Raw genomic sequence first — 19410 nt, 5'->3', positions numbered from 1 at the left:
GGCCATTCGCTCGACATGACTTGCTCTCAATTGCCGGTCGGCCTGGGTAGGTTGCTTCCCACGATGGTGGAAGCGCAGACGGGGTATACCGGGCATGCGCGGTGGAACTTCCGGCTGCGCGTGTCGTCCACGGCTCGCTTTGCCCTGATGCCGATGCTCGCAGGCGCACCGCATGGCTGCGTGACGGTTCCTCGGTTCCTCATCAGCAGGTCGTACGTGACTTCGGCAAGGCCCGCGCCAAGGCGCAGAAGGACATCAGAGACCGGTTGCCCATGAACCGGCGCGCAGGGGTGCCCAGGTGGAAAAGGAGGCGCGAGGCGCTGCCGAGCCTCAACTGCACCCGACGCGGTTTCCGTTTGAAGGATGGCCGTCTGCACCTGGCGGGTGGCATCGTCTTGACCGTGGTGTGGTCGCGGGACCTGCCGGAGCCGGCAAAGGGCAAGCCCGGCTCGAACGGCTACAAGACCGCCAGGCGGCAGGCCGCGAAGCTGCACAAGAAGATCGCCCGGCAACGGCAGGACACGGCCCGCAAGTGGGCCAAGAGTGTCGTTCGCGACCATGACGCCCTCGCCGTCGAGGACTTCCGTCCGAAGTTCCTCGCGAAGACCACCATGGCCAAAAAGGCGGCGGACGCCGCGATCGGCGCCACCAAGGCGGCGCTGGTCGAGCAGGCCCACAAGCACGGCCGCGCCGTGTACCTGGTACACCCCGCGCACACCACGATGGACTGCGCGCAGTGCGGAGCGAGAACCAAGCACGCACTCCCTCTTTCCGAGCGAACGTATACCTGCACCGCGTGCGGAGCCGTGTCCCCCAGGGACAAGAACTCCGCCCGCGTGATGCTGGTCCGGGCCGGTCTCGACCCGGCTGGTGCTGATCGTGGAAGTCCGGGCGTGGCGCTGCCTCGCCCGGCAGCGTGAGCCAGAAATCCCCGTATCGGCCTGGAGGTGAGGAATCCCTCCCTCCAGGGAGGGGAGGATTCAATGTAGGCCGGTAGAGTGACGGACCGTGACAGCGCGACCCTTGAACGAACTGGTGGAGCCCGGCTGGGCGGAGGCTCTGAGCCCCGTCGCGGGGCGTGTCGCCGCGATGGGTGACTTTCTGCGGGCCGAGATCGCCGCGGGCCGGACGTACCTGCCCTCCGGGCCGAACGTGCTGCGGGCCTTCCAGCAGCCCTTCGACGAGGTGCGGGTGCTGATCGTGGGTCAGGACCCGTATCACACACCGGGGATGCCGATGGGGCTCAGCTTCTCGGTCGCCCCGGAGGTCCGCTCGCTGCCGCCCAGCCTGGAGAACATCTTCCGTGAGCTGCACACCGACCTCGGCCTGCCCCGGCCGTCGAACGGCGACCTGACGCCGTGGACCCGGCAGGGCGTCCTCCTGCTCAACAGGGCGCTGACCACGGCCCCGCGCAAGGCCGGCGCGCACCGGGGCAAGGGCTGGGAAGAGGTCACCGAGCAGGCCATCCGCGCGCTGGCCGCCCGCGGCAAGCCCCTGGTGTCGATCCTCTGGGGCAGCGACGCCCGCAGGGCCCGCCCGCTCCTCGGCAACCTGCCGGCGGTCGAGTCCGCGCACCCGTCCCCGATGTCGGCGGACCGCGGCTTCTTCGGCTCCCGCCCCTTCAGCCGGGCGAACGAGATGCTCCTCGGCATGGGCGCCCAGCCGGTGGACTGGCGCCTGCCCTGAGCCCGGAGGGGCGCCGGACGGACCGGCGCCCCAGCGGTGGCAGCTCCACTGGTCGGCGACGGCCCCGTTGTAGGTCGCACCTCTGATTCCGTCAGATCACCGCGGCTCGCACGCACAGCACGTCCGGCAGGTGCTCCGCGAGCAGCTGCCAGCTGTCCCCGTCGTCGGCACTCGCGTACAGCTCGCCGTTCCGGTTGCCGAAGTAGACGCCCGCCGGGTCCGCGTCGTCCGTGCACAGCGCGTCCCGCAGCACCGTGCCGTAGTGGTCGCTCTCGGGCAGGCCCCGGGACAGCGGCTCCCAGCTCCCGCCCGCGTCCGTCGTGCGGTACACGCGGCAGCGGTGGCCCGCCGGCACCCGGTCGGAGTCGGCGGTGATCGGGAAGACGTAGGCGGTGTCGGGGCGGTGCGGGTGCGCGGCGATCGCGAACCCGAAGTCGGACGGCAGCCCTGCGCCGATGTCGGTCCAGTTCGCGCCCGCGTCGTCGCTCCGGAAGACCCCCCAGTGGTTCTGGAGGTACAGCCGGTCCCGGTCGCCCGCGTCCTGGGCGATCTTGTGCACGCACTGCCCGAACTCCGGGTTCGGCTCCGGCAGGAACACGGCGGACACCCCCTGGTTGGAAGGCGCCCACGCGGCCCCGCCGTCCCGCGAGCGGAACACCCCGGCGGTCGACACCGCCACCGTCAGGGCCTCCGGGTCGCGCGGGTCGGTGACGACCGTGTGCACGGCCTCGCCGCCTCCGCCGGGCACCCACTTCGAGCGCGTCGGGTGCTCCCAGAGCGGGCGGACGAGCTCGAAGGACTCGCCGCCGTCCGCCGAGCGGAAGAGCGCGGCCGGCTCCGTCCCCGCGTACACGACGTCGGGGGAGTGCTCCGGGGCCGGGTGCAACTGCCAGACGCGCTCCAGGGAGGCTCCGGTGTCCTCGGGGAACTTCACCGCCGGCCGGGCCGGTTCGGTCCAGCTCTTGCCGAGGTCGTCGGAGTGGAAGACGGAGGGGCCCCAGTGGGCACTGTCCCCGCCCACGAGCAGTCGCGGGGCCGGCCGCCGGGTGTCGATGGCGACGGAGTAGACCGCCTGCGCGGGGAAGGCGGGATCGTCGAACTCCCACCGTCCGTCGTGTCGCCGGCCGATGAAGAGACCCTTGCGGGTGCCTACGGTGAGGAGTACGTCGGGCATGGCTGCCACCTCCAGGACGCCGTTGTCGCGGATACGGGCCAGTCTGCACCCGCCCACTGACAACGGCCCCCGCAGACACCCCGGCCCGGCACCGGAGGCCTCGCAGGCCCGGCCCGGACCGGAGGATCCCGGTCAGATCGCCCAGGCGTACTGCGACGGCGCCGGGGTCGTCGCGCCCAGTTCGCGGGCGGCGCGGCGCGGCCAGGAGGCGTCGCGCAGCAGCTCGCGGCCGAGGAGGACCGCGTCGGCCTCGCCGTTGGCGAGGATCTTCTCGGCCTGCTCGCTCTCGGTGATCAGGCCGACCGCGGCGACCGGCAGCCCGGTCTCCGCCTTGACGCGGGCGGCGAAGGGCACCTGGTAGCCGGGGCCCACCGGGATCCGGGCCGGTCCGCCGTTGCCGCCGCTGGAGACGTCGAGGAGGTCGACGCCGTGCTCGCGCAGCGGCGCGGCGAAGCGTACGGTCTCGTCGACCGTCCAGCCCTGCTCCTCCAGCCAGTCGGTGGCGGAGATCCTGAAGAGGACGGGCAGCTCCTCGGGCCAGACGGCCCGTACGGCGTCGACGACCTCCAGGGCGAGGCGGGTCCGGTTCTCGAAGGAGCCGCCGTACGCGTCCGTGCGGTGGTTGCTGTGCGGGGAGAGGAACTCGCCGATGAGGTAGCCGTGCGCGCCGTGTACCTCGATGACCTCGAACCCGGCCGCGAGCGCGCGCCGGGCCGCGTCCGCGAACTGTCCGGTGATCTCCCGGATCCGGTCCACGGTCAGCTCGGTCGGCACCGGGTAGCCCTCGGCGAACTCGACCGGGCTGGGGCCGACGGGCTGCCAGCCCTCGCTCGGACCGACCGGGCCGCGGCCCTCCCAGGGGCGGTTGGTGGAGGCCTTGCGTCCGGCGTGGCCGATCTGGATGCCGGGCACGGTGCCGTGCTCCTTGAGGAAGCCGGAGATCCGCCGCAGTCCCTCGACCTGGGTGTCGTTCCAGAGCCCGAGGTCCGCCGGGCTGATGCGGCCCTCGGGGGCGACGGCGGTCGCCTCGACGAGGATCAGTCCGGCGCCGCCGGTGGCACGGGCCGCGTAGTGGGCGAAGTGCCAGTCGCCGGCCACACCCGCGTTCGGTCCGCTCGGCTCCGCCGAGTACTGGCACATGGGCGCCATCCAGACCCGGTTGGGCACGGTCACGGACCGCAGGGTGAAGGGCTCGAACAGGGCGACGCTCATGACGGACTCCGTTTCGGGATGCCTCGAAGGTGCTCGTACGATACTCATCGTAGTACGGCACCTGTCAAACTACGAGGCCTCTCGTACAATGGACCGCATCCCGGATGAAGTGGAGCCGCCGCCATGACGACCACCACCAGCCCGCGCGTCCTCGAACACCCCACGCGCGACCAGATCCGCCTCGAAGAGGTGCTGCACGCCCTCTCGGACGCCGTGCGCCTCCGGATCGTGCAGGAGTTGGCCCGCGAGGAGACGGAACTCAGCTGCTCGTACTTCGACCTCCCGGTGACCAAGTCCACGACCACGCACCACTTCCGGGTGCTCCGCGAGAGCGGCGTCATCCAGCAGATGTACCGGGGCACGGCCAAGCTCAACTGCCTGCGCAGGAGCGACCTCGACGCCCTCTTCCCCGGCCTCCTCGACTCCGTCCTGGCGGCGGCCGGCGCCCAGGCGGGACGCGAGGGAGAGACGGCGCCCTGACGACCGCCCTCCCGGGCCGGGCGCGTGGGAGAGACGCGCCCTGACGACCGCCCTCCCGGGCCGGGCGCGTGGGAGAGACGGCGGCCTCGCGGCCCCCCTCCCTCCCGCGGCGCCTACAGCGAGCGCATCCGGTTGATCTCCGAGGTCTGCTGGGCGATCACGTCGTTCGCCATCTCCTCCACGAGGACGTTGTTCCCCTCGCTCAGCACCTCGGCGGCCATCGTCACGGCCCCTTCGTGGTGCGCGATCATCAGCTTCAGGAAGAGCTCGTCGAAGGCCTTCCCCTGTGCGTTCCGCAGCTGCGTCAGCTGCTCCTCGGTCGCCATGCCCGGCATCGCGTGATGGTCGTGCGCGCCCTGCTTGCGCGGACCGCCGTTGTTTTTCAGCCAACCTTCCATCGAGGCGATCTCCGGCCGCTGCGCCGCCGCGATGCGCTCGGCGACCTTCTTCACCTGGGGCGAGGACGCCCGCTGCGGGGCCAGCGCCGTCATCGTCAGGGCCTGCTCGTGGTGGACGATCATCATCTGCGCGTACCGGAAGTCCGCCCCGTTCGGGCTCTCGTCGGGCAGCAGCCGGGCCGCCTCCTCGGGGGATATCCGCCGGGCCGGTTCACCGGGCTTCCCCGGCGCCACCACCGCGGGCCCCGTCGAGGCCCCGGCCTGCGGCGCGCCCTTCTCGGAGCCCGACTCGCAGGCGCCCAGGGCGAGTACGGCGACGGCGGACAGGGCCGCGGCGACGACGGCACGCTGACGGCGGATCAACAACGCGACCTCCAGGTGTTTTTGCGGGAACAGTGACCGTTCCTAGCACTTTCTCGCAGCGGCCGATCAAAAACCTTCATTACGTCTGTGTTGCCATCTGTTGAGATGTGCATGGCACGGAAGATACTGCCGTGGTCCAACACCCGTTCAAAGCTGAACGGATACCAGGGAGGACGGAGTGACTTCGTTGCGTACCCCGCATGCCACGTCCGACGCGCGCGACCCGCGTGCCCGGTTCAGACGTCTGGGCGTGGCATCCGCCGCCGCCGGGCTGCTGGCCACACTGCTCGCCGCAGGTCCCGCGGCCGCCACCCCCGACCCCGGAGACGCCGCCCCAGCGCAGGGTGCCGTCTCGTCCCAGCAGGCCGCCGAGGCGCGCTCCGCCATCCAGAGCGGCGAGATACCCGGCGTGGACGAGATCGTCCACAGCGCCAACATCGAGCACCTCGCGAACGTCCCGAAGGACGCCCTCAAGAGCCTCAACACGGACCTCGCCTTCCAGGGCAAGTACGCGTTCGCCGGCAACTACGACGGCTTCCGGATCTACGACATCAGCAACCCGAAGGAACCGAAGACCGTCACACAGGTCCTCTGCCCGGGCTCCCAGAACGACATCTCCGTCTCCGGGAACCTGCTCTTCCTCTCCACCGACTCCTCCCGGAGCGACAACTCGTGCGCCAGCACGACGCAGCCCGCCTCGGTCAAGGAATCCTGGGAGGGCATGAAGATCTTCGACATCAGCGACATCGCCAACCCGAAGTACGTCGCCGCCGTCGAGACCGCCTGCGGTTCCCACACCCACACGATCCTGCCCAAGGGCAAGAACGTGTACATCTACGTCTCCTCCTACTCGCCCAACGCGGCCTTCCCGGACTGCCAGCCCCCGCACGACGGCATCTCCGTGATCAAGGTCCCGCGCAAGGCCCCCGAGCAGGCGGCCGTCGTCAACTTCCCCGTCCTCTTCCCGGGCGAGGGCCCGGACGGCGGCGGCAACCCGGGCGGGCCCACCAACCCGGGCGTCTCCAAGACCACCGGCTGCCACGACATCACCGTGCTGCCGGGCAAGGACCTCGCGGCCGGCGCCTGCATGGGTGACGGCATCCTCTTCGACATCGAGGACCCGGAGCACCCGCGGGTCATCGACCAGGTCCAGGACAATGTCAACTTCGCGTTCTGGCACTCCGCGACCTTCAACCAGAAGGCCAACAAGGTCGTCTTCACCGACGAGCTCGGCGGTGGCAGCGGCGCGACCTGCAACGCCGTGGTCGGCCCGAACCGGGGCGCCGACGGCATCTACGACATCGTCGGCAAGGGCGACCAGCGCAAGCTCGTCTTCCGCAGCTACTTCAAGATCCCGCGCCACCAGGCCGACACCGAGAACTGCGTCGCCCACAACGGCTCGCTGATCCCGGTCAAGGGCAAGGACCTGATGGTCCAGGCCTGGTACCAGGGCGGTGTCTCCGTCTGGGACTTCACCGACTCCAGCGCCCCGAAGGAGATCGCCTACTTCGAGCGCGGCCCGCTGTCCGCCACCACCATCTCGACGGGCGGCTCCTGGTCCGCGTACTACTACAACGGCCACATCTACTCGAACGACATCGCGAAGGGCTTCGACGTCCTGAAGCTCTCCGACCGTCGCACGGACCCGGCGAAGCGGATCCGGATGGACGCGCTCAACGTCCAGACCCAGCCGGACTACTTCGACGACTTCTAGAACCGGTCACCCTCCGGGGCTGATCACCGCTTCACGACCGCGGCGCGCCGTCGGGCGGACCCCCGTCCGGCGGCGCGCCCGCCTCCCAGTCGAGGCCGTACCGGTGGAACAGCTCCGACCGCAGGCGCACGAGCGGCATCGGGGCCCCCGGCAGCAGCACCGCCACCACCGCGCCCATCAGCAGGGCGCGCAGCAGCGGATAGTCCGTGTCCACGTCCGCGGAGCCGTACCGCGTGACCGTGTCCCGCAGCAGGAAGGCCAGCCGCTGCTGCTCCTCGCACTGCACGAACCCGTCGGCCTGCAGGATGCCGGCCATGTGCGTCCGCATCAGGGTGGGCCGCGTCACCGCGAGCCCCAGGATGGCGTCGATCGCGCGGGCGAGACGCTCACGGCCGTCCTCCGTCCGCGGCTCCCGTTCGAGCGCCTCCTCCAGGGTCAGGTGCATCAGCCGGTGCACCGCCGCCTGGAGCAGTACGTGCTTGCCGGGGAAGTAGTACGAGATCAGCCCCCGCGCCGTACCGGCCCGCTCCGCTATGTCGCCGAGCGTGGTCGCCTCGTAGCCGTGGGCGTCGACGAGGTCCACGGTGGCCTGGAGAATCCGCTCCCGCGACCGGCGCCGAAGCTCTTCATTGACCGATGGGCTACGCGGGGACATGCTGGACTCCTGCGTTGACTGGCTGCCGGCCAATATACTCGGCGCATCCCGTCGGCATGCCCGCGTGGCATACCGCCGGGGATGCCGTCTGTTCTGGGCGACACGGGGGATCGTCCAGAACAGGCGGCTTCATCTTCTTTCTCCCATTCTGCTCCCGCCGCCCTCGCCCTCGGGGGAGTCGCGGGAGGCTCCGCGCCGCTCGCTCCACCGGTACGTGAGGACCGCCGCGGCCACACAGCACCAGCCGAGCAGCCAGCCCTCGACGACGTCCGAGGGCCAGTGCACGCCCAGGTAGACCCGCGTCCAGCCGACCCCGAGCACCGAGACGACGGCGGCGCCCGCCAGGGTCCCCCAGCCGCGCGACTCCTCCCGCCAGTGCAGGGCGAGGACCCACAGCAGCAGCCCGCAGGTGACCGTCGCCGTCATGGCGTGCCCCGACGGGAAGGCCGCGTACCGCGCGGCGTCGACGGGGTCCGTCCAGTACGGACGGTCCCGCCCCACCAGTTCCTTGAGTCCTTGCTGGAGCCCGACGGCCAGCAGGCTCGTCCCGGCCACCCACAGTGCCGCCCGCCGCTCCCGCCGCCACCACAGCAGCACCGCGGCGGCGGCGGCCAGGGCGCGCATCGTCCATGGGTCCCACACCCAGTCGGTGAAGATCCGGTTGACGCGGGTGAACCCGGGGTGGGCGACCGCGCTGCGGTGCAGGGCCTCGGCGACCGACCGGTCGAAGGAGAGCAGTGGTGCCCACTCCACGGCGACGAGCACGAGCAGAGTCAGGGCCAGGACCCCGGAGACCAGGGCGGAGGTGCGCATGCGCCGATCCTGCCCGACGATCGACCCCGGGCCGCCCTCCGGCCGACCGACGCGCGTCGCCACCGGGGCCGCGGGCGCCGCGGGCCGAGCCGTCGTGCCCCTGTCCGTCGCGGGCGCCGTGGACTCAGGCGCCGTGTCCCTGTCCGTCGCGGGCGCCGTGGACTCGGCCGTCGTGCCCCCGTCCGTCGCGCGTGCCGTCACCGGCCCCTACCCCAGCGCGCGCAGCGCCGGGACGAAGGCCACGAGGACGGGGATCACGGGCACCAGGGACGCGGCCGCCGTCAGTCGCAGCCGGCGGCCGGCGGTGAGCCGGGGCGCGGCGGTGAGCAGCCGGTTCACCCGCTGGGGCAGATCGGCGGCGGGGGCCGGGCCGGGACCGAACACCCCCCGGTCCTCGTTCAGTTCGACCAGCGCCAGCGCGATCGTCAGCCGTCCGAAGCGGCGCGAGGCCACGTCGTCGGCGGCCAGCTCCACCAGGCGGTGCATCTCCTCGCGGAAGGCCGCGAAGACCGGGATCCCGGGGAACCCGGCGGCCAGCGCCCCTGAACTGTGCAGCAGCCAGTCGTGCCGGGCCCGGGCGTGGCCCTGCTCGTGCGCCAGGACCGCGTCCAGCTGACGCCCCTTCAACCGCCGGAGCGCCGCGGTCGTGATGACCAGCCGCGGTGTGGAGCCGGGCATCCACCAGGCGCCCGCCCGCTCGCCCTCCAGGACGACGAGCCGCTCGCTGCCCGGCAGTTCCCCGGGCAGCAGCGGGGCGCGGACGAGGAGCTCGCAGCGGCGCTGCCGGCGCCGGGCGCGGGCCCGGCCGATCTCCCGGCCCAGCATCGCCCCGGACCAGAGCCCGCCGGCCGCCAGGACCACGGCGAGCACCGCGGACCAGGGCCCGGAGGTGCCGAGTTCGTACGCGTCGACCACCGCGCGCGGGGCGCCCGCGAAGACCGGCCCCCGGACGGCCTGCCAGGCCCCGGACGCGCTGAACGTCATGGAGAGCGCGAAGCTCAGCAGCACGGCGGCCACCACGCACTGCCAGACCCACAGGGCCACCACGGGTTCTCGCTCCACCCAGTCGGCCCGGGACAGCAGCCGGGGGGCCGCGAGGGCGGTCAGGACGCCGAGCAGGAACAGTGCGAGGGAGACCCACATGGCGTCAGCCTATGAGCGCGGTACGCGCCGGGGTATGGGCGCGGACGGCAAGTGACGTACGCCACGGTTTGGTTGGCCGGAACGCGCCGGCGAACGGGCCGGATCTCTTCAGCGCCCCCTCAAATGGTCACCGACACCAGCACCCCCTCAAAAGGTCACCGACACCAGCACCCCCTCAGAAGGTCACCAGCATCAGCACCCCCTCACAGGGCCACCAGCATCGCCAGCATCGCGAGCGCCATCGAGAGGCGGCAGGCCAGCGTCAGCTCCGGCCGGGTCGCCCAGGCGGGACCCGGCCCGCCGGCCGTCGCCGCCACCGGGACGAGCCGCGCCCCGGAGCGGAGCACGTACGCCACGTAATAGAGGAGCAGCCCGCCCGTCAGCACGGGTATGCCCCCCGCGGGCCCCGTCGTGTGCCCCGCGTGCGCCCCCGCCGTGGCGGGCGCCGCCATCGTCACCGTCATGTAGACCATGGCGAGCGAGCCCACCAGATGGTGCAGATGGTGTCCGCCGCGCCGCACCGCGAGCAGGCCGTGCAGCGCCGCCGCGCCGAACACCGCCGCGTACCCCGCCAGGACCCACTCCGGCGGGGTCAGGACCGCGGCGGGCAGCGCCATGGCCGCCATCCCGAAGCCCATCAGCGCCTCGCCGCCCGCGGCCTTCCGCTCCTCGCCGGCGCAGGCCCGCATCCGCAGCAGGCAGTACACGCCCGTCGCCGCGCACAGCGCGACCATCAGCCACCCGGACAGAGCCGGTCCGTGCACGGCACACCTCCCCCCTCCATGCCGTCTCCTCCAGGAAGGAATGCCCGCCCCCGGGATGCCGCACGCGGGCGCACGGGCGCGCACAGGTGTACGAGGGGAGCGAAAGCCGCGCGCGTTAGGCTCGGGACGATCGCGCACGCCGATCGTCAGCGCCCGAGGGGAGCCCCGAAACATGGACACCGCGACGTCCCAGGAGACCGGCCGGATCAGCTACCGCGAAGCGGTCCTCGACGACGTGCCCGCGCTCGTCCCGCTCGTCGAGTCGGCCTACCGGGGCGACTCCAGCCGGGGCGGCTGGACCACGGAGGCGGACATCCTGCAGGGGCAGCGCACCGACCCCGAGGGCGTGGCCGCGGTCATCACCACCCCCGGCAGCCGGCTCCTGGTCGTGGAGCGCGACGGCGAGCTCGTCGCCTGCTGCCAGCTGGAGCACCGGGGCGAGGCCGCCTACTTCGGCATGTTCGCGGTCCGTCCGGAGCTGCAGGGCGCGGGTCTGGGCAAGCAGATCATCGCGGAGGCGGAGCGCCGGGTCCGCGAGCTGTGGGACGCGCGCGAGATGCACATGACGGTGATCTCCGTGCGCGAGGAGCTGATCGCCTGGTACGAGCGGCGCGGCTACCGGCGCACGGGCCGGATGACCCCGTTCCCGTACGGCGACGAGCGCTTCGGCCTGCCCCAGCGCGACGACCTGGAGTTCGAGCTGCTGATCAAGCCGCTGGGCTGACTCGTACGGCGGAAGAGTGGCTTCAACCCTGACGGACAGGAAAAACTTCTGCCGTCAGGGGGGTCGCACAGGATAATTTCTCTTGCCTCCCCTTGTGGGAACCGAGCGTCGATGGTTACGTTGTCTTGACGCAAGGTTCTCCTGTGGAGGAAGAGGCATGACGGAAATTCTTGTGCAGGACGTGACCGGTGGGGCGATAGCCACCGACGCCCGCGTGATCGACCACCCGGCCTGGGCCGAGCTCAAGAATGCCGTGGAGGAGATCCGCCCCTGGCAGAGCGCCGACGGTTCCATCGACTTCGAGGCCGAGGGCGCCCCCGCCCGCGCGCTCGTCGAGCTCGCCGTGGACCGCCTGGCCGCGGCCGTCGAGCAGCTCTCCCCGCTCGTCCCGCACGACGGCGCCTACCACCGCGCCCTCGTCGCGGACCTGCGCAAGTGGGTCGAGAGCGGCTTCACCGTGCCGGACTTCCTCGACTCCCTCATGGAGTTCCACCCGGCCGCCGGCCGCGCCGACGGGCTCCAGCACCTCGTGCTCTTCCCGATGTACACGCAGAACGGCAACCTCGACCGCAACTTCGAGGCCGTCGTGCTCCGCATGGTCTGGCCCGAGTGGCTCTCCGAGCTGGAGCGCACCCGCTACGACAACCCGGGCTTCTGCGGCATCACCTTCGAGGACTTCACCGCCGGTTACGACACCAACTCGGCCGTCCTCTTCCCGGAGACCGTCGCCGTCCGCGAGGTCCCCGAGCGCTTCACCTGGGGCGGCATCTTCTGCGACCGCGAGGCCGCGCGCTTCCGCAAGGTCACCGAGGCCGCCGTCGACACCCTCGGCGTGAAGCTGCCCGAGGACATCGCCGTCATGCTCGGCGACCAGAAGCGCTGCGAGCAGGCCTTCGCCCTCTGGGACCTGGTCCACGACCGCGCCCACAGCCGCGGCGACCTGCCCTTCGACCCCTTCATGATCAAGCAGCGCCAGCCCTTCTGGATGTACGGCCTCGAGGAGCTCCGCTGCGACCTCACCGCCTTCAAGGAGGCCGTGAAGCTGGAGTCCGAGGGCAACGGGCACGGCCGTGACGTGCAGTACGCCGTCCTCTTCGACCGGATGTTCCGCTTCCCGCTCACCGGCGACCGCACCCGCAACTACGACGGTCTGGGCGGCCAGCTCCTCTTCGCGTACCTCCACAAGAACGACGTGGTGCGCTGGACGGACAACGTCCTCACCATCGACTGGGACCGCGCCCCCGAGGTCACCAACCGCCTCTGCACCGAGATCGAGACCCTCTACCGTGAGGGCATCGACCGCCCGAAGCTGGTCCACTGGTTCAAGGCGTACGAGTTCGTCAGCACCTACCTCGCCCCCCACCCGGGATCGAAGTGGGCCAAGGGCCCCGACGCCCTCGACCTCTCCCTGCCGCCGCGCAAGCTCGTCGACGACGTGCTTCCGGACGAGTTTCCGCTGAGCATGTTCTTTGAGGCCCTCGCCAAGAAGCTGAAGGGCGTGATCGCCGACACCAAGGGGATCACCGCCGCCGACGTCCCGAGCACCGAGCGGGCCGCCGCGTGAGCGACCTCACCGAGAACACCGAGGAGGCGTCGCCCATGATCTCCAACGGAAACGGCGGACCGCTCGACGGCGCCGTCATCGCGGTCGCCGGTGCGGCCGGCCCGGCCGGCCGCGCGACGCTGCTGCGCCTCGCCGAGGCGGGCGCGACGGTCGTCGGCTCCGACGCCGACCCGGCGCGCCTCGCGGAGGCCGTCGACGCCGCCCGCTACGCCCACGGCGGAGCCAAGGTCATCGGCGACACGGTCGACCTGCTCGACCTGGACGCCACCCGTGACTGGGCCGCGAAGACCGAGAAGGAGTTCGGCCGGATCGACGGCCTGGTCCACCTCGTCGGCGGCTGGCGCGGCAGCGCCTCCTTCACGGAGACCGACCTCAAGGACTGGGACTTCCTGGAGAAGCTCCTCATCCGCACGGTCCAGCACACCTCGCTCGCCTTCCACGACGGGCTGCTGCGGGCCGGCGGACGCGGCCGGTACGCCCTGATCAGCCAGTCCGGCGCGCACAAGCCGGTCGCCAACAACGCCGCGTACAACGCCGGCAAGGCGGCGGCCGAGGCGTGGACCCTCGCCATGGCGGACTCCTTCCGCAAGCTGGGGGGCGACGAAGGCCCGCAGGCCGCTGCTGCCATCCTGGTGATCAAGGCATTGGTGCACGACGCGATGCGCGCCGAACGCCCCAACGCGAAGTTCGCGGGCTTCACCGACGTCAAGGACCTGGCCGACGAGATCGCCGGGCTCTGGGACAAGCCCGCCCAGGAAGTGAATGGACAGCGTCTGTGGCTGACCCCCAAGCCGTGACCGCGGCACTCGGCCCCAGGACCGACGCACGTCGTCACCACGACCCGTCGGTCCGGGGCTTCGCCAGCGACAACTACGCCGGCGCCCACCCCGAGGTCCTCGCGGCCCTCGCCCTCGCCAACGAAGGCCACCAGGTCGCCTACGGCGAGGACCAGTACACCGATCACCTCCAGCGGATCATGCACAGCCACTTCGGCCCCACCGCCGAAGCGTTCCCGGTCTTCAACGGGACCGGGGCGAACGTGACCGCACTCCAGGCGCTCACCGACCGCTGGGGCGCCGTCATCTGCGCCGAGACCGCCCACATCAACGTGGACGAGGGCGGCGCGCCGGAGCGGATGGGCGGCCTCAAGCTGCTCACCGTCCCGACCCCGGACGGCAAGCTCACCCCCGAGCTGATCGACCGGCAGGCCTGGGGCTGGGAGGACGAGCACCGGGCCATGCCCCAGGTCGTCTCGATCACCCAGAACACGGAGCTCGGCACCGTCTACACGGTGGACGAGATCCGCGCGATCGTGGAGCACGCCCACTCCAAGGGCATGAAGGTGCACCTCGACGGGGCCCGCATAGCCAACGCGGCCGCCTCGCTGGACGTACCGATGCGCGCGTTCACCAACGCGGTCGGCGTGGACGTGATCTCGTACGGCGGGACGAAGAACGGCATGCTCTTCGGCGAGGCCGTCGTCGTCCTGAACCCCGACGCGGTCAGCCACATGAAGCACCTGCGCAAGCTGTCCATGCAGCTCGCCTCGAAGATGCGCTTCGTGTCGGTGCAGCTGGAGGCCCTCCTCGCGAAGGACCTGTGGCTGCGCAACGCCCGCCACGCCAACGCGATGGCGCAGCGTCTCGCCGCCGGGGTGCGCGAGGTCGACGGGGTGGAGATCCTCTACCCGGTGCAGGCCAACGCGGTCTTCGCCCGCCTCCCGCACGAGGTGAGCCGCCGCCTGCAGGAACGGTTCCGCTTCTACTTCTGGGACGAGGCCGCCGGCGATGTCCGCTGGATGTGCGCCTTCGACACCACGGAGGACGATGTGGACGCCTTCCTCCAGGCCCTGAAGGAAGAGCTGGCCCGCTAGCCTCGCGTGAATGAATATACGGCCGGACGGAAAGTCATTGACTCCGTCCGGCCGTCTTCATAGGGTCGTCCCGTATGGAACTCATCCAGCGGAACCCCGACATCGAGGCATACCTCGCGGCGAGCGAGGCCATCGACCATGAGCACCCGCGCGTCAGGGAGGTGTCGGACCGCCTCGCCGACGAGCACCTCGACGCATACTCATACGCCGAAGCGGCCTACGCCTTCGTCCGCGACACCGTCCCGCACTCCATGGACTCCGGCGATCTTCGCGTCACCTGGCGCGCCTCCGACGTCCTGGAGCAGCGCAACGGCATCTGCTACGCCAAGTCGATCGCCTACGCGGCGCTGCTGCGGGCCCGCGGCATCCCCGCCGCCCTCTGCTATCAGCGGCTCACCGAGGACGACGGCTCGGACCCGGTGGTGCACGGCCTGGTCGCCGTCCTGCTGCCCGGCGAGCGCGCCTGGGCCCGGCAGGACGTGCGGGGGAACAAGCCGGGCGTCGACGCCCGGTTCTCGCTGGAGGGGGAGCGGCTGGCCTGGACCGTACGGCCGGAGCTCGGCGAACGGGACTACCCCGAGCTCCACGCCGAGCCGCACCCGGCCGTCCTGGGCGCGCTGAAGGCCGCCCCGGACCGCCCGTACCTCGACCGGACGCTGCCGGCCGCGCTCTGACCCCGCGGGGCGCGGGGAAGCGCTTCCGTCAGCCGGCTTCCTTGACCTGGGCCGGCGTCGGAGCCGTACCGCCGAGGTGCGCGGGGATCCACCAGGTGTCGCTCGCGTCCTTCGGCCGCACCGGGTAGGCGCGCTGCGCGGCCTCCAGGAGCTCCTGGACGCGCTCGCGCAGCCGCCGGGTGATCGCGCCCGCGTACTGGTCGGCGGGGGCCTCCACCGGCTCGCCGACGCGGATGGTCACCGGGATGTGGCTCCGCTTGAAGTTCCGCGGCTTGCCCTTCGTCCAGACCCGCTGGGTGCCCCACAGCGCCATCGGGATCAGCGGGACGCCCGCCTCCTGCGCCAGGCGCGCCGCGCCCGTCTTGAAGCTCTTCAGCGTGAAGGACTGCGAGATGGTCGCCTCGGGGAAGACGCCGATGATCTCCCCGGCCCGCAGCGACTCCAGGGCGTGCCGGTAGGCGTGCTCGCCCTGGGCGCGGTCCACCGGGATGTGCTTCATGCCGCGCATGAGGGGACCGGAGATCTTGTGCTTGAAGACCGAGTCCTTCGCCATGAAGCGCACCAGGCGCTTCTGCGGGAGGGCGGCGAGACCGGTGAAGATGAAGTCCAGATAGCTGATGTGGTTGCTCACGAGCACCGCGCCGCCGGTCCGCGGGATGTGCTCCGAACCCTGCGTGTCGATCTTCAGGTCGAGCGCCTTGAACATGGTCAGAGCGGCGCCGATGACCGGTCGATAGACGAGTTCTGCCATCGGAGAGGAACCTCTTCTTCATGTGCCCGGAGCGTGTTCTCCCGGCGAAGTTACGCGGCCGTAGGTTTTCGGCTTTGGGCAGATCGTGCCCCATGTGCGGCCCGGTGACCAGTCCAGACGGCTTCGTACGGGGAGATTCTCGTCACTCGCGGTGGTCGTGGCGGGAATCGATCGGCCCCGTGGGACGCTGCACGGGAGGAACGGGAGAGCGAAGGGGAGTGGGATGACCGAGGTCCTGGGGCCGGAGGCGCTCGGCGCCGCACTGGGGGAGCGGGCCACCCTCGTCCAGTTCTCGACGGCCTTCTGCCAGCCCTGCCGGGCCACCCGGCGCACCCTCGCCGAGGTCGCCGCGATGGTGCCGGGCGTGGGGCACGTGGAGATCGACGCCGAGGAGCGCCTCGATCTCGTGCGCGAGCTCGGCATCGCCCGTACCCCCACCGTCCTCGTCCTCGACGCCGCCGGTCGGGTCGTCCGCCGGGCCGCCGGACAGCCCCGCAGGGCGGACGTCATCGCCGCTCTGGGCCGGGCGGTCTGACGGACGGTCGGTACGGCCCCGGCCGCGCCGTCTGACGCCGTGACACTTCTCCCACATCCCGGTACGCACTTGACTGCACCGTCCAACGATCGTCACCCTGACGGAGTGCCCATAGAACTCCTTCTCTACGGCCGGGCCCACGTGGATCTGGCCCGCAACGCGAGCGCGCGCTGTCCGGGTGTCTGACCACCCCAGGACCCCCTTGTCGACGCCCTCGCAGAAGGACAACTCCATGACGGTTACGCCGGACCTCCAGCTCAGTACCGTTCCCACGATCGGCGCACCCCGGCAGGCCTCTCCCGATCTGCTCCGCTCCGTCTTCCGCCGGCACGCGGCCGGAGTGGCGGTCATCACCGCACACGGCGAACGCCCGGTCGGTTTCACCGCCACCTCCCTCAACTCGGTCGCCGCCGAGCCCCCGCTGATCTCCTTCGGCGTGGGCACGACGTCCTCCAGCTGGCCCGTGGTCTCCGAGGCCGAGTTCATCGGCGTGCACATACTCGGCGAGCACCAGCAGGAGCTCGCGGCCACCTTCGCGCGCAGCGGCGCCGACCGCTTCGGCGAGGGCACCCGCTGGAGCATCGGCCCCGAGGGCGTCCCCGTGCTCGACGGCGTCCTCGCCTGGCTCGTCTGCCGCGTGGTGGCCCGGGTGCCCGCCGGGGACCACCGGATCGTCATCGCCCAGGCGGTCGCCGGGGATCCGGACGGGGCGGGCCGGCCGCTCCTCTACCACCACGGCCGCTTCAACGCGCTGCGCGACTGAGAGTTCCCGTACGCGCCGCTCTCCGCGCGTTGGCAAGGTCACATGCCTGAGCGCTTGCTCAGCGGTAACGAACTGGGTGTACTGGCGAGTAATATTCGGGTCGGGGCGTCTGGCGCCCCGACCGGAAACCCGCCCTTCAGGCGCCTATGCTGCGAGCAACAAGGCAGCCCAGTTATGACCGATGCAGTAGGAGAGCCGGCGTGAGCTTGAGGATCGTTGTCTGTGTGAAGTACGTGCCCGACGCCACCGGCGACCGGCACTTCGCCGATGACCTGACCGTCGACCGCGACGACGTCGACGGCCTGCTGTCGGAGCTCGACGAGTACGCCGTCGAGCAGGCCCTGCAGATCGCCGAAGAGGCCGACGACGCCGAGGTCACCGTGCTCACGGTCGGCCCCGAGGACGCCAAGGACGCCCTGCGCAAGGCGCTCTCCATGGGCGCCGACAAGGCCGTCCACGTCGAGGACGACGACCTGCACGGCACCGACGTCATGGGCACCTCGCTGGTGCTCGCCAAGGCGATCGAGAAGGTCGGCTACGACGTCGTCATCGCCGGTATGGCCTCCACCGACGGCACCATGGGCGTCCTCCCCGCGATCCTCGCCGAGCGCCTGGGCGTCCCGCAGGTCACCCTGCTCTCCGAGGTCAAGATCGAGGACGGTGTCGTGACGGGCCGCCGCGACGGCGACACCGCCTCCGAGCAGCTGGAGGCCTCGCTTCCGGCCGTCGTCTCCGTGACGGACCAGTCGGGCGAGGCCCGCTACCCGTCCTTCAAGGGCATCATGGCCGCCAAGAAGAAGCCGGTGGAGTCCCTGGACCTCTCCGACCTCGACATCGAGGCCGAGGAGGTCGGCCTGGAGGGTGCCTGGACCGCCGTCGACTCCGCCGCCGAGCGCCCGGCGCGCACCGCGGGCACGATCGTCAAGGACGAGGGCGAGGGCGGCAAGCAGCTCGCCGAGTTCCTCGCGAGCCAGAAGTTCATCTAAGGCTCCCGCGAGCCGCTCAGACCGCCCCTTTCGTTCGCAGGAGATTGAAGTCCCATGGCTGAGATTCTCGTCTACGTCGACCACGTCGACGGAGCCGTCCGCAAGCCCACCCTGGAGCTGCTGACCCTCGCCCGCCGCCTCGGCGACCCGGTCGCCGTCGCCCTCGGCAACGGCGCCGCCGACACCGCCGCCGCGCTCGCCGAGCACGGTGCCGTGAAGGTCCTCACCGCCGACGCCCCCGAGTTCGCCGAGTACCTCGTCGTTCCCAAGGTCGAGGCTCTCCAGGCCGCGTACGAGGCCGTTTCCCCGGCCGCCGTGCTCGTCCCGTCCTCCGCCGAGGGCAAGGAGATCGCCGCCCGCCTCGCGGTGCGCATCGGCTCCGGCATCATCACCGACGCCGTGGACCTGGAGGCCGGTGACGAGGGCCCGGTCGCGACGCAGTCCGCGTTCGCCGCCTCCTTCACCACCAAGTCCCGTGTCTCCAAGGGCACCCCGGTCATCACGGTCAAGCCGAACTCGGCCCCCGTCGAGGCCGCCCCGGCCGCCGGCGCCGTCGAGGCGCTCGCCGTCTCCTTCTCGGAGAAGGCCCACGGCACCAAGGTCACCTCGCGCACCCCGCGCGAGTCGACCGGCCGCCCGGAGCTGACCGAGGCCGCGATCGTGGTCTCCGGCGGCCGCGGCGTCAACGGCGCCGAGAACTTCGCCGTCATCGAGGCGCTCGCCGACTCGCTCGGTGCCGCCGTCGGCGCCTCCCGCGCCGCCGTCGACGCCGGCTGGTACCCGCACTCCAACCAGGTCGGCCAGACCGGCAAGTCGGTCTCGCCGCAGCTGTACATCGCCTCCGGCATCTCCGGCGCGATCCAGCACCGCGCGGGCATGCAGACCTCGAAGACCATCGTCGCCATCAACAAGGACGCCGAGGCTCCGATCTTCGACCTCGTCGACTACGGCGTCGTCGGCGACCTCTTCGACGTCGTCCCGCAGCTCACCGAAGAGGTCAAGTCCCGCAAGGGCTGATGACCTGCGGTTCTGTCGGTCCCGGGGGGCGCCCGGCGGTGGGTGGCCGGGCGGGCCCCCGCCGGGTGGGGCCACCCAATACGCCGGGCCCCCCGCCCCGATAAAAAGCGAAAAGGGTTGT

At 71.3% G+C, this 19410-nt stretch carries 21 protein-coding genes; 13 read left to right on the top strand and 8 right to left on the bottom strand.

Features of this window, described 5'->3' with window-relative positions:
• Positions 1 to 101 precede the first annotated feature (101 nt).
• Both ACWGN5_RS02010 and ACWGN5_RS02005 read left to right on the top strand, forming a co-directional pair.
• A complete protein-coding gene (locus ACWGN5_RS02010) occupies positions 102 to 920 on the top strand; it encodes an RNA-guided endonuclease InsQ/TnpB family protein (protein WP_453510667.1) in 819 nt (272 codons plus the stop codon).
• Between the two features lie 88 nt (positions 921 to 1008).
• Complete coding sequence (locus tag ACWGN5_RS02005) at positions 1009 to 1686, top strand: uracil-DNA glycosylase (RefSeq protein WP_189803921.1); 678 nt, start codon at positions 1009 to 1011, stop codon at positions 1684 to 1686.
• 91 nt (positions 1687 to 1777) lie between these two features.
• Here ACWGN5_RS02005 and ACWGN5_RS02000 read toward each other — a convergent pair whose 3' ends face one another.
• A complete protein-coding gene (locus ACWGN5_RS02000) occupies positions 1778 to 2860 on the bottom strand; it encodes a WD40/YVTN/BNR-like repeat-containing protein (RefSeq protein ID WP_453510666.1) in 1083 nt (360 codons plus the stop codon).
• Between the two features lie 132 nt (positions 2861 to 2992).
• Positions 2993 to 4072, bottom strand: a complete 1080-nt coding sequence (locus tag ACWGN5_RS01995; RefSeq protein WP_453510665.1) for an NADH:flavin oxidoreductase/NADH oxidase — start codon at positions 4070 to 4072, stop codon at positions 2993 to 2995.
• Between the two features lie 123 nt (positions 4073 to 4195).
• On the opposite strand from ACWGN5_RS01995, the gene ACWGN5_RS01990 reads away from it, so the two are divergent.
• Positions 4196 to 4552, top strand: a complete 357-nt coding sequence (locus ACWGN5_RS01990; RefSeq protein ID WP_453510664.1) for an ArsR/SmtB family transcription factor — start codon at positions 4196 to 4198, stop codon at positions 4550 to 4552.
• Positions 4553 to 4665: 113 nt separating this feature from the next.
• On the opposite strand, the gene ACWGN5_RS01985 is transcribed toward ACWGN5_RS01990, so the two are convergent.
• A complete protein-coding gene (locus ACWGN5_RS01985) occupies positions 4666 to 5313 on the bottom strand; it encodes a DUF305 domain-containing protein (RefSeq protein ID WP_453510874.1) in 648 nt (215 codons plus the stop codon).
• Between the two features lie 178 nt (positions 5314 to 5491).
• Here ACWGN5_RS01985 and ACWGN5_RS01980 point away from each other — a divergent pair, with 178 nt between their 5' ends.
• Positions 5492 to 7027: an LVIVD repeat-containing protein gene (locus tag ACWGN5_RS01980; protein ID WP_453510663.1), complete on the top strand. Its 1536-nt coding sequence runs from the start codon at positions 5492 to 5494 to the stop codon at positions 7025 to 7027.
• A gap of 31 nt (positions 7028 to 7058) precedes the next feature.
• On the opposite strand, the gene ACWGN5_RS01975 is transcribed toward ACWGN5_RS01980, so the two are convergent.
• The 4 genes from ACWGN5_RS01975 to ACWGN5_RS01960 all read right to left on the bottom strand — a co-directional run bounded on the left by ACWGN5_RS01975 (position 7059) and on the right by ACWGN5_RS01960 (position 10402).
• Positions 7059 to 7682, bottom strand: a complete 624-nt coding sequence (locus tag ACWGN5_RS01975; protein WP_453510662.1) for a TetR/AcrR family transcriptional regulator — start codon at positions 7680 to 7682, stop codon at positions 7059 to 7061.
• Positions 7683 to 7811: 129 nt separating this feature from the next.
• Positions 7812 to 8495 carry a phosphatase PAP2 family protein gene (locus ACWGN5_RS01970; protein ID WP_453510661.1) on the bottom strand — a complete coding sequence of 228 codons (684 nt, stop codon included), beginning with the start codon at positions 8493 to 8495 and terminating at the stop codon, positions 7812 to 7814.
• 207 nt (positions 8496 to 8702) lie between these two features.
• Entirely contained in the window at positions 8703 to 9638 is a 936-nt protein-coding gene (locus tag ACWGN5_RS01965) for a M56 family metallopeptidase (protein ID WP_453510660.1), read from the bottom strand.
• 203 nt (positions 9639 to 9841) lie between these two features.
• A complete protein-coding gene (locus ACWGN5_RS01960; RefSeq protein ID WP_453510659.1) occupies positions 9842 to 10402 on the bottom strand; it encodes a DUF5134 domain-containing protein in 561 nt (186 codons plus the stop codon).
• Positions 10403 to 10574: 172 nt separating this feature from the next.
• Here ACWGN5_RS01960 and ACWGN5_RS01955 point away from each other — a divergent pair, with 172 nt between their 5' ends.
• The 5 genes from ACWGN5_RS01955 (at position 10575) to ACWGN5_RS01935 (ending at position 15237) form a co-directional block, all read left to right on the top strand.
• Positions 10575 to 11126, top strand: coding sequence for a GNAT family N-acetyltransferase (locus tag ACWGN5_RS01955; protein WP_453510658.1), 552 nt, complete (start codon positions 10575 to 10577; stop codon positions 11124 to 11126).
• A gap of 157 nt (positions 11127 to 11283) precedes the next feature.
• A complete protein-coding gene (locus ACWGN5_RS01950; protein ID WP_453510657.1) occupies positions 11284 to 12690 on the top strand; it encodes a DUF6421 family protein in 1407 nt (468 codons plus the stop codon).
• Positions 12691 to 12725: 35 nt separating this feature from the next.
• Complete coding sequence (locus tag ACWGN5_RS01945; protein ID WP_453510873.1) at positions 12726 to 13487, top strand: SDR family NAD(P)-dependent oxidoreductase; 762 nt, start codon at positions 12726 to 12728, stop codon at positions 13485 to 13487.
• Positions 13484 to 14563, top strand: coding sequence for a threonine aldolase family protein (locus tag ACWGN5_RS01940; RefSeq protein ID WP_369142810.1), 1080 nt, complete (start codon positions 13484 to 13486; stop codon positions 14561 to 14563). Before ACWGN5_RS01945 ends, ACWGN5_RS01940 begins: the two co-directional genes overlap by 4 nt.
• A 74-nt stretch (positions 14564 to 14637) precedes the next feature.
• Positions 14638 to 15237, top strand: a complete 600-nt coding sequence (locus ACWGN5_RS01935; RefSeq protein WP_453510656.1) for a transglutaminase-like domain-containing protein — start codon at positions 14638 to 14640, stop codon at positions 15235 to 15237.
• Positions 15238 to 15265: 28 nt separating this feature from the next.
• Here ACWGN5_RS01935 and ACWGN5_RS01930 read toward each other — a convergent pair whose 3' ends face one another.
• Positions 15266 to 15988 (bottom strand): lysophospholipid acyltransferase family protein, encoded by a 723-nt coding sequence (locus ACWGN5_RS01930; RefSeq protein ID WP_453510655.1) that lies wholly within the window; start codon positions 15986 to 15988, stop codon positions 15266 to 15268.
• A gap of 223 nt (positions 15989 to 16211) precedes the next feature.
• On the opposite strand from ACWGN5_RS01930, the gene ACWGN5_RS01925 reads away from it, so the two are divergent.
• The 4 genes from ACWGN5_RS01925 (at position 16212) to ACWGN5_RS01910 (ending at position 19289) form a co-directional block, all read left to right on the top strand.
• Positions 16212 to 16523 carry a TlpA family protein disulfide reductase gene (locus tag ACWGN5_RS01925; protein ID WP_030686007.1) on the top strand — a complete coding sequence of 104 codons (312 nt, stop codon included), beginning with the start codon at positions 16212 to 16214 and terminating at the stop codon, positions 16521 to 16523.
• Between the two features lie 232 nt (positions 16524 to 16755).
• Entirely contained in the window at positions 16756 to 17286 is a 531-nt protein-coding gene (locus tag ACWGN5_RS01920; protein ID WP_369142807.1) for a flavin reductase family protein, read from the top strand.
• Between the two features lie 200 nt (positions 17287 to 17486).
• Positions 17487 to 18272, top strand: coding sequence for an electron transfer flavoprotein subunit beta/FixA family protein (locus ACWGN5_RS01915; RefSeq protein WP_369142806.1), 786 nt, complete (start codon positions 17487 to 17489; stop codon positions 18270 to 18272).
• A 54-nt stretch (positions 18273 to 18326) separates the two neighbouring features.
• Positions 18327 to 19289 (top strand): electron transfer flavoprotein subunit alpha/FixB family protein, encoded by a 963-nt coding sequence (locus tag ACWGN5_RS01910; RefSeq protein WP_382657994.1) that lies wholly within the window; start codon positions 18327 to 18329, stop codon positions 19287 to 19289.
• The last annotated feature ends 121 nt before the right edge of the window (positions 19290 to 19410 follow it).

It is taken from the genome of Streptomyces sp. NPDC055815 (genome assembly GCF_053616475.1).
The sequence above is the reverse complement of the archived record's forward strand: the minus strand, read 5'-3'. Positions and strand labels throughout refer to the sequence as shown.

What these genes read in the sequence shown, in the direction of transcription:
- ACWGN5_RS02000 (WP_453510666.1), bottom strand. Translation starts at nt 2,860, where the DNA reads ATGCCCGACGTACTCCTCACCGTAGGCACCCGCAAGGGTCTCTTCATC.
- ACWGN5_RS01995 (WP_453510665.1), bottom strand. Translation starts at nt 4,072, where the DNA reads ATGAGCGTCGCCCTGTTCGAGCCCTTCACCCTGCGGTCCGTGACCGTG.
- ACWGN5_RS01990 (WP_453510664.1), top strand. Translation starts at nt 4,196, where the DNA reads ATGACGACCACCACCAGCCCGCGCGTCCTCGAACACCCCACGCGCGAC.
- ACWGN5_RS01975 (WP_453510662.1), bottom strand. Translation starts at nt 7,682, where the DNA reads ATGTCCCCGCGTAGCCCATCGGTCAATGAAGAGCTTCGGCGCCGGTCG.
- ACWGN5_RS01970 (WP_453510661.1), bottom strand. Translation starts at nt 8,495, where the DNA reads ATGCGCACCTCCGCCCTGGTCTCCGGGGTCCTGGCCCTGACTCTGCTC.
- ACWGN5_RS01965 (WP_453510660.1), bottom strand. Translation starts at nt 9,638, where the DNA reads ATGTGGGTCTCCCTCGCACTGTTCCTGCTCGGCGTCCTGACCGCCCTC.
- ACWGN5_RS01955 (WP_453510658.1), top strand. Translation starts at nt 10,575, where the DNA reads ATGGACACCGCGACGTCCCAGGAGACCGGCCGGATCAGCTACCGCGAA.
- ACWGN5_RS01950 (WP_453510657.1), top strand. Translation starts at nt 11,284, where the DNA reads ATGACGGAAATTCTTGTGCAGGACGTGACCGGTGGGGCGATAGCCACC.
- ACWGN5_RS01945 (WP_453510873.1), top strand. Translation starts at nt 12,726, where the DNA reads ATGATCTCCAACGGAAACGGCGGACCGCTCGACGGCGCCGTCATCGCG.
- ACWGN5_RS01935 (WP_453510656.1), top strand. Translation starts at nt 14,638, where the DNA reads ATGGAACTCATCCAGCGGAACCCCGACATCGAGGCATACCTCGCGGCG.
- ACWGN5_RS01930 (WP_453510655.1), bottom strand. Translation starts at nt 15,988, where the DNA reads ATGGCAGAACTCGTCTATCGACCGGTCATCGGCGCCGCTCTGACCATG.
- ACWGN5_RS01925 (WP_030686007.1), top strand. Translation starts at nt 16,212, where the DNA reads ATGACCGAGGTCCTGGGGCCGGAGGCGCTCGGCGCCGCACTGGGGGAG.
- ACWGN5_RS01920 (WP_369142807.1), top strand. Translation starts at nt 16,756, where the DNA reads ATGACGGTTACGCCGGACCTCCAGCTCAGTACCGTTCCCACGATCGGC.
- ACWGN5_RS01910 (WP_382657994.1), top strand. Translation starts at nt 18,327, where the DNA reads ATGGCTGAGATTCTCGTCTACGTCGACCACGTCGACGGAGCCGTCCGC.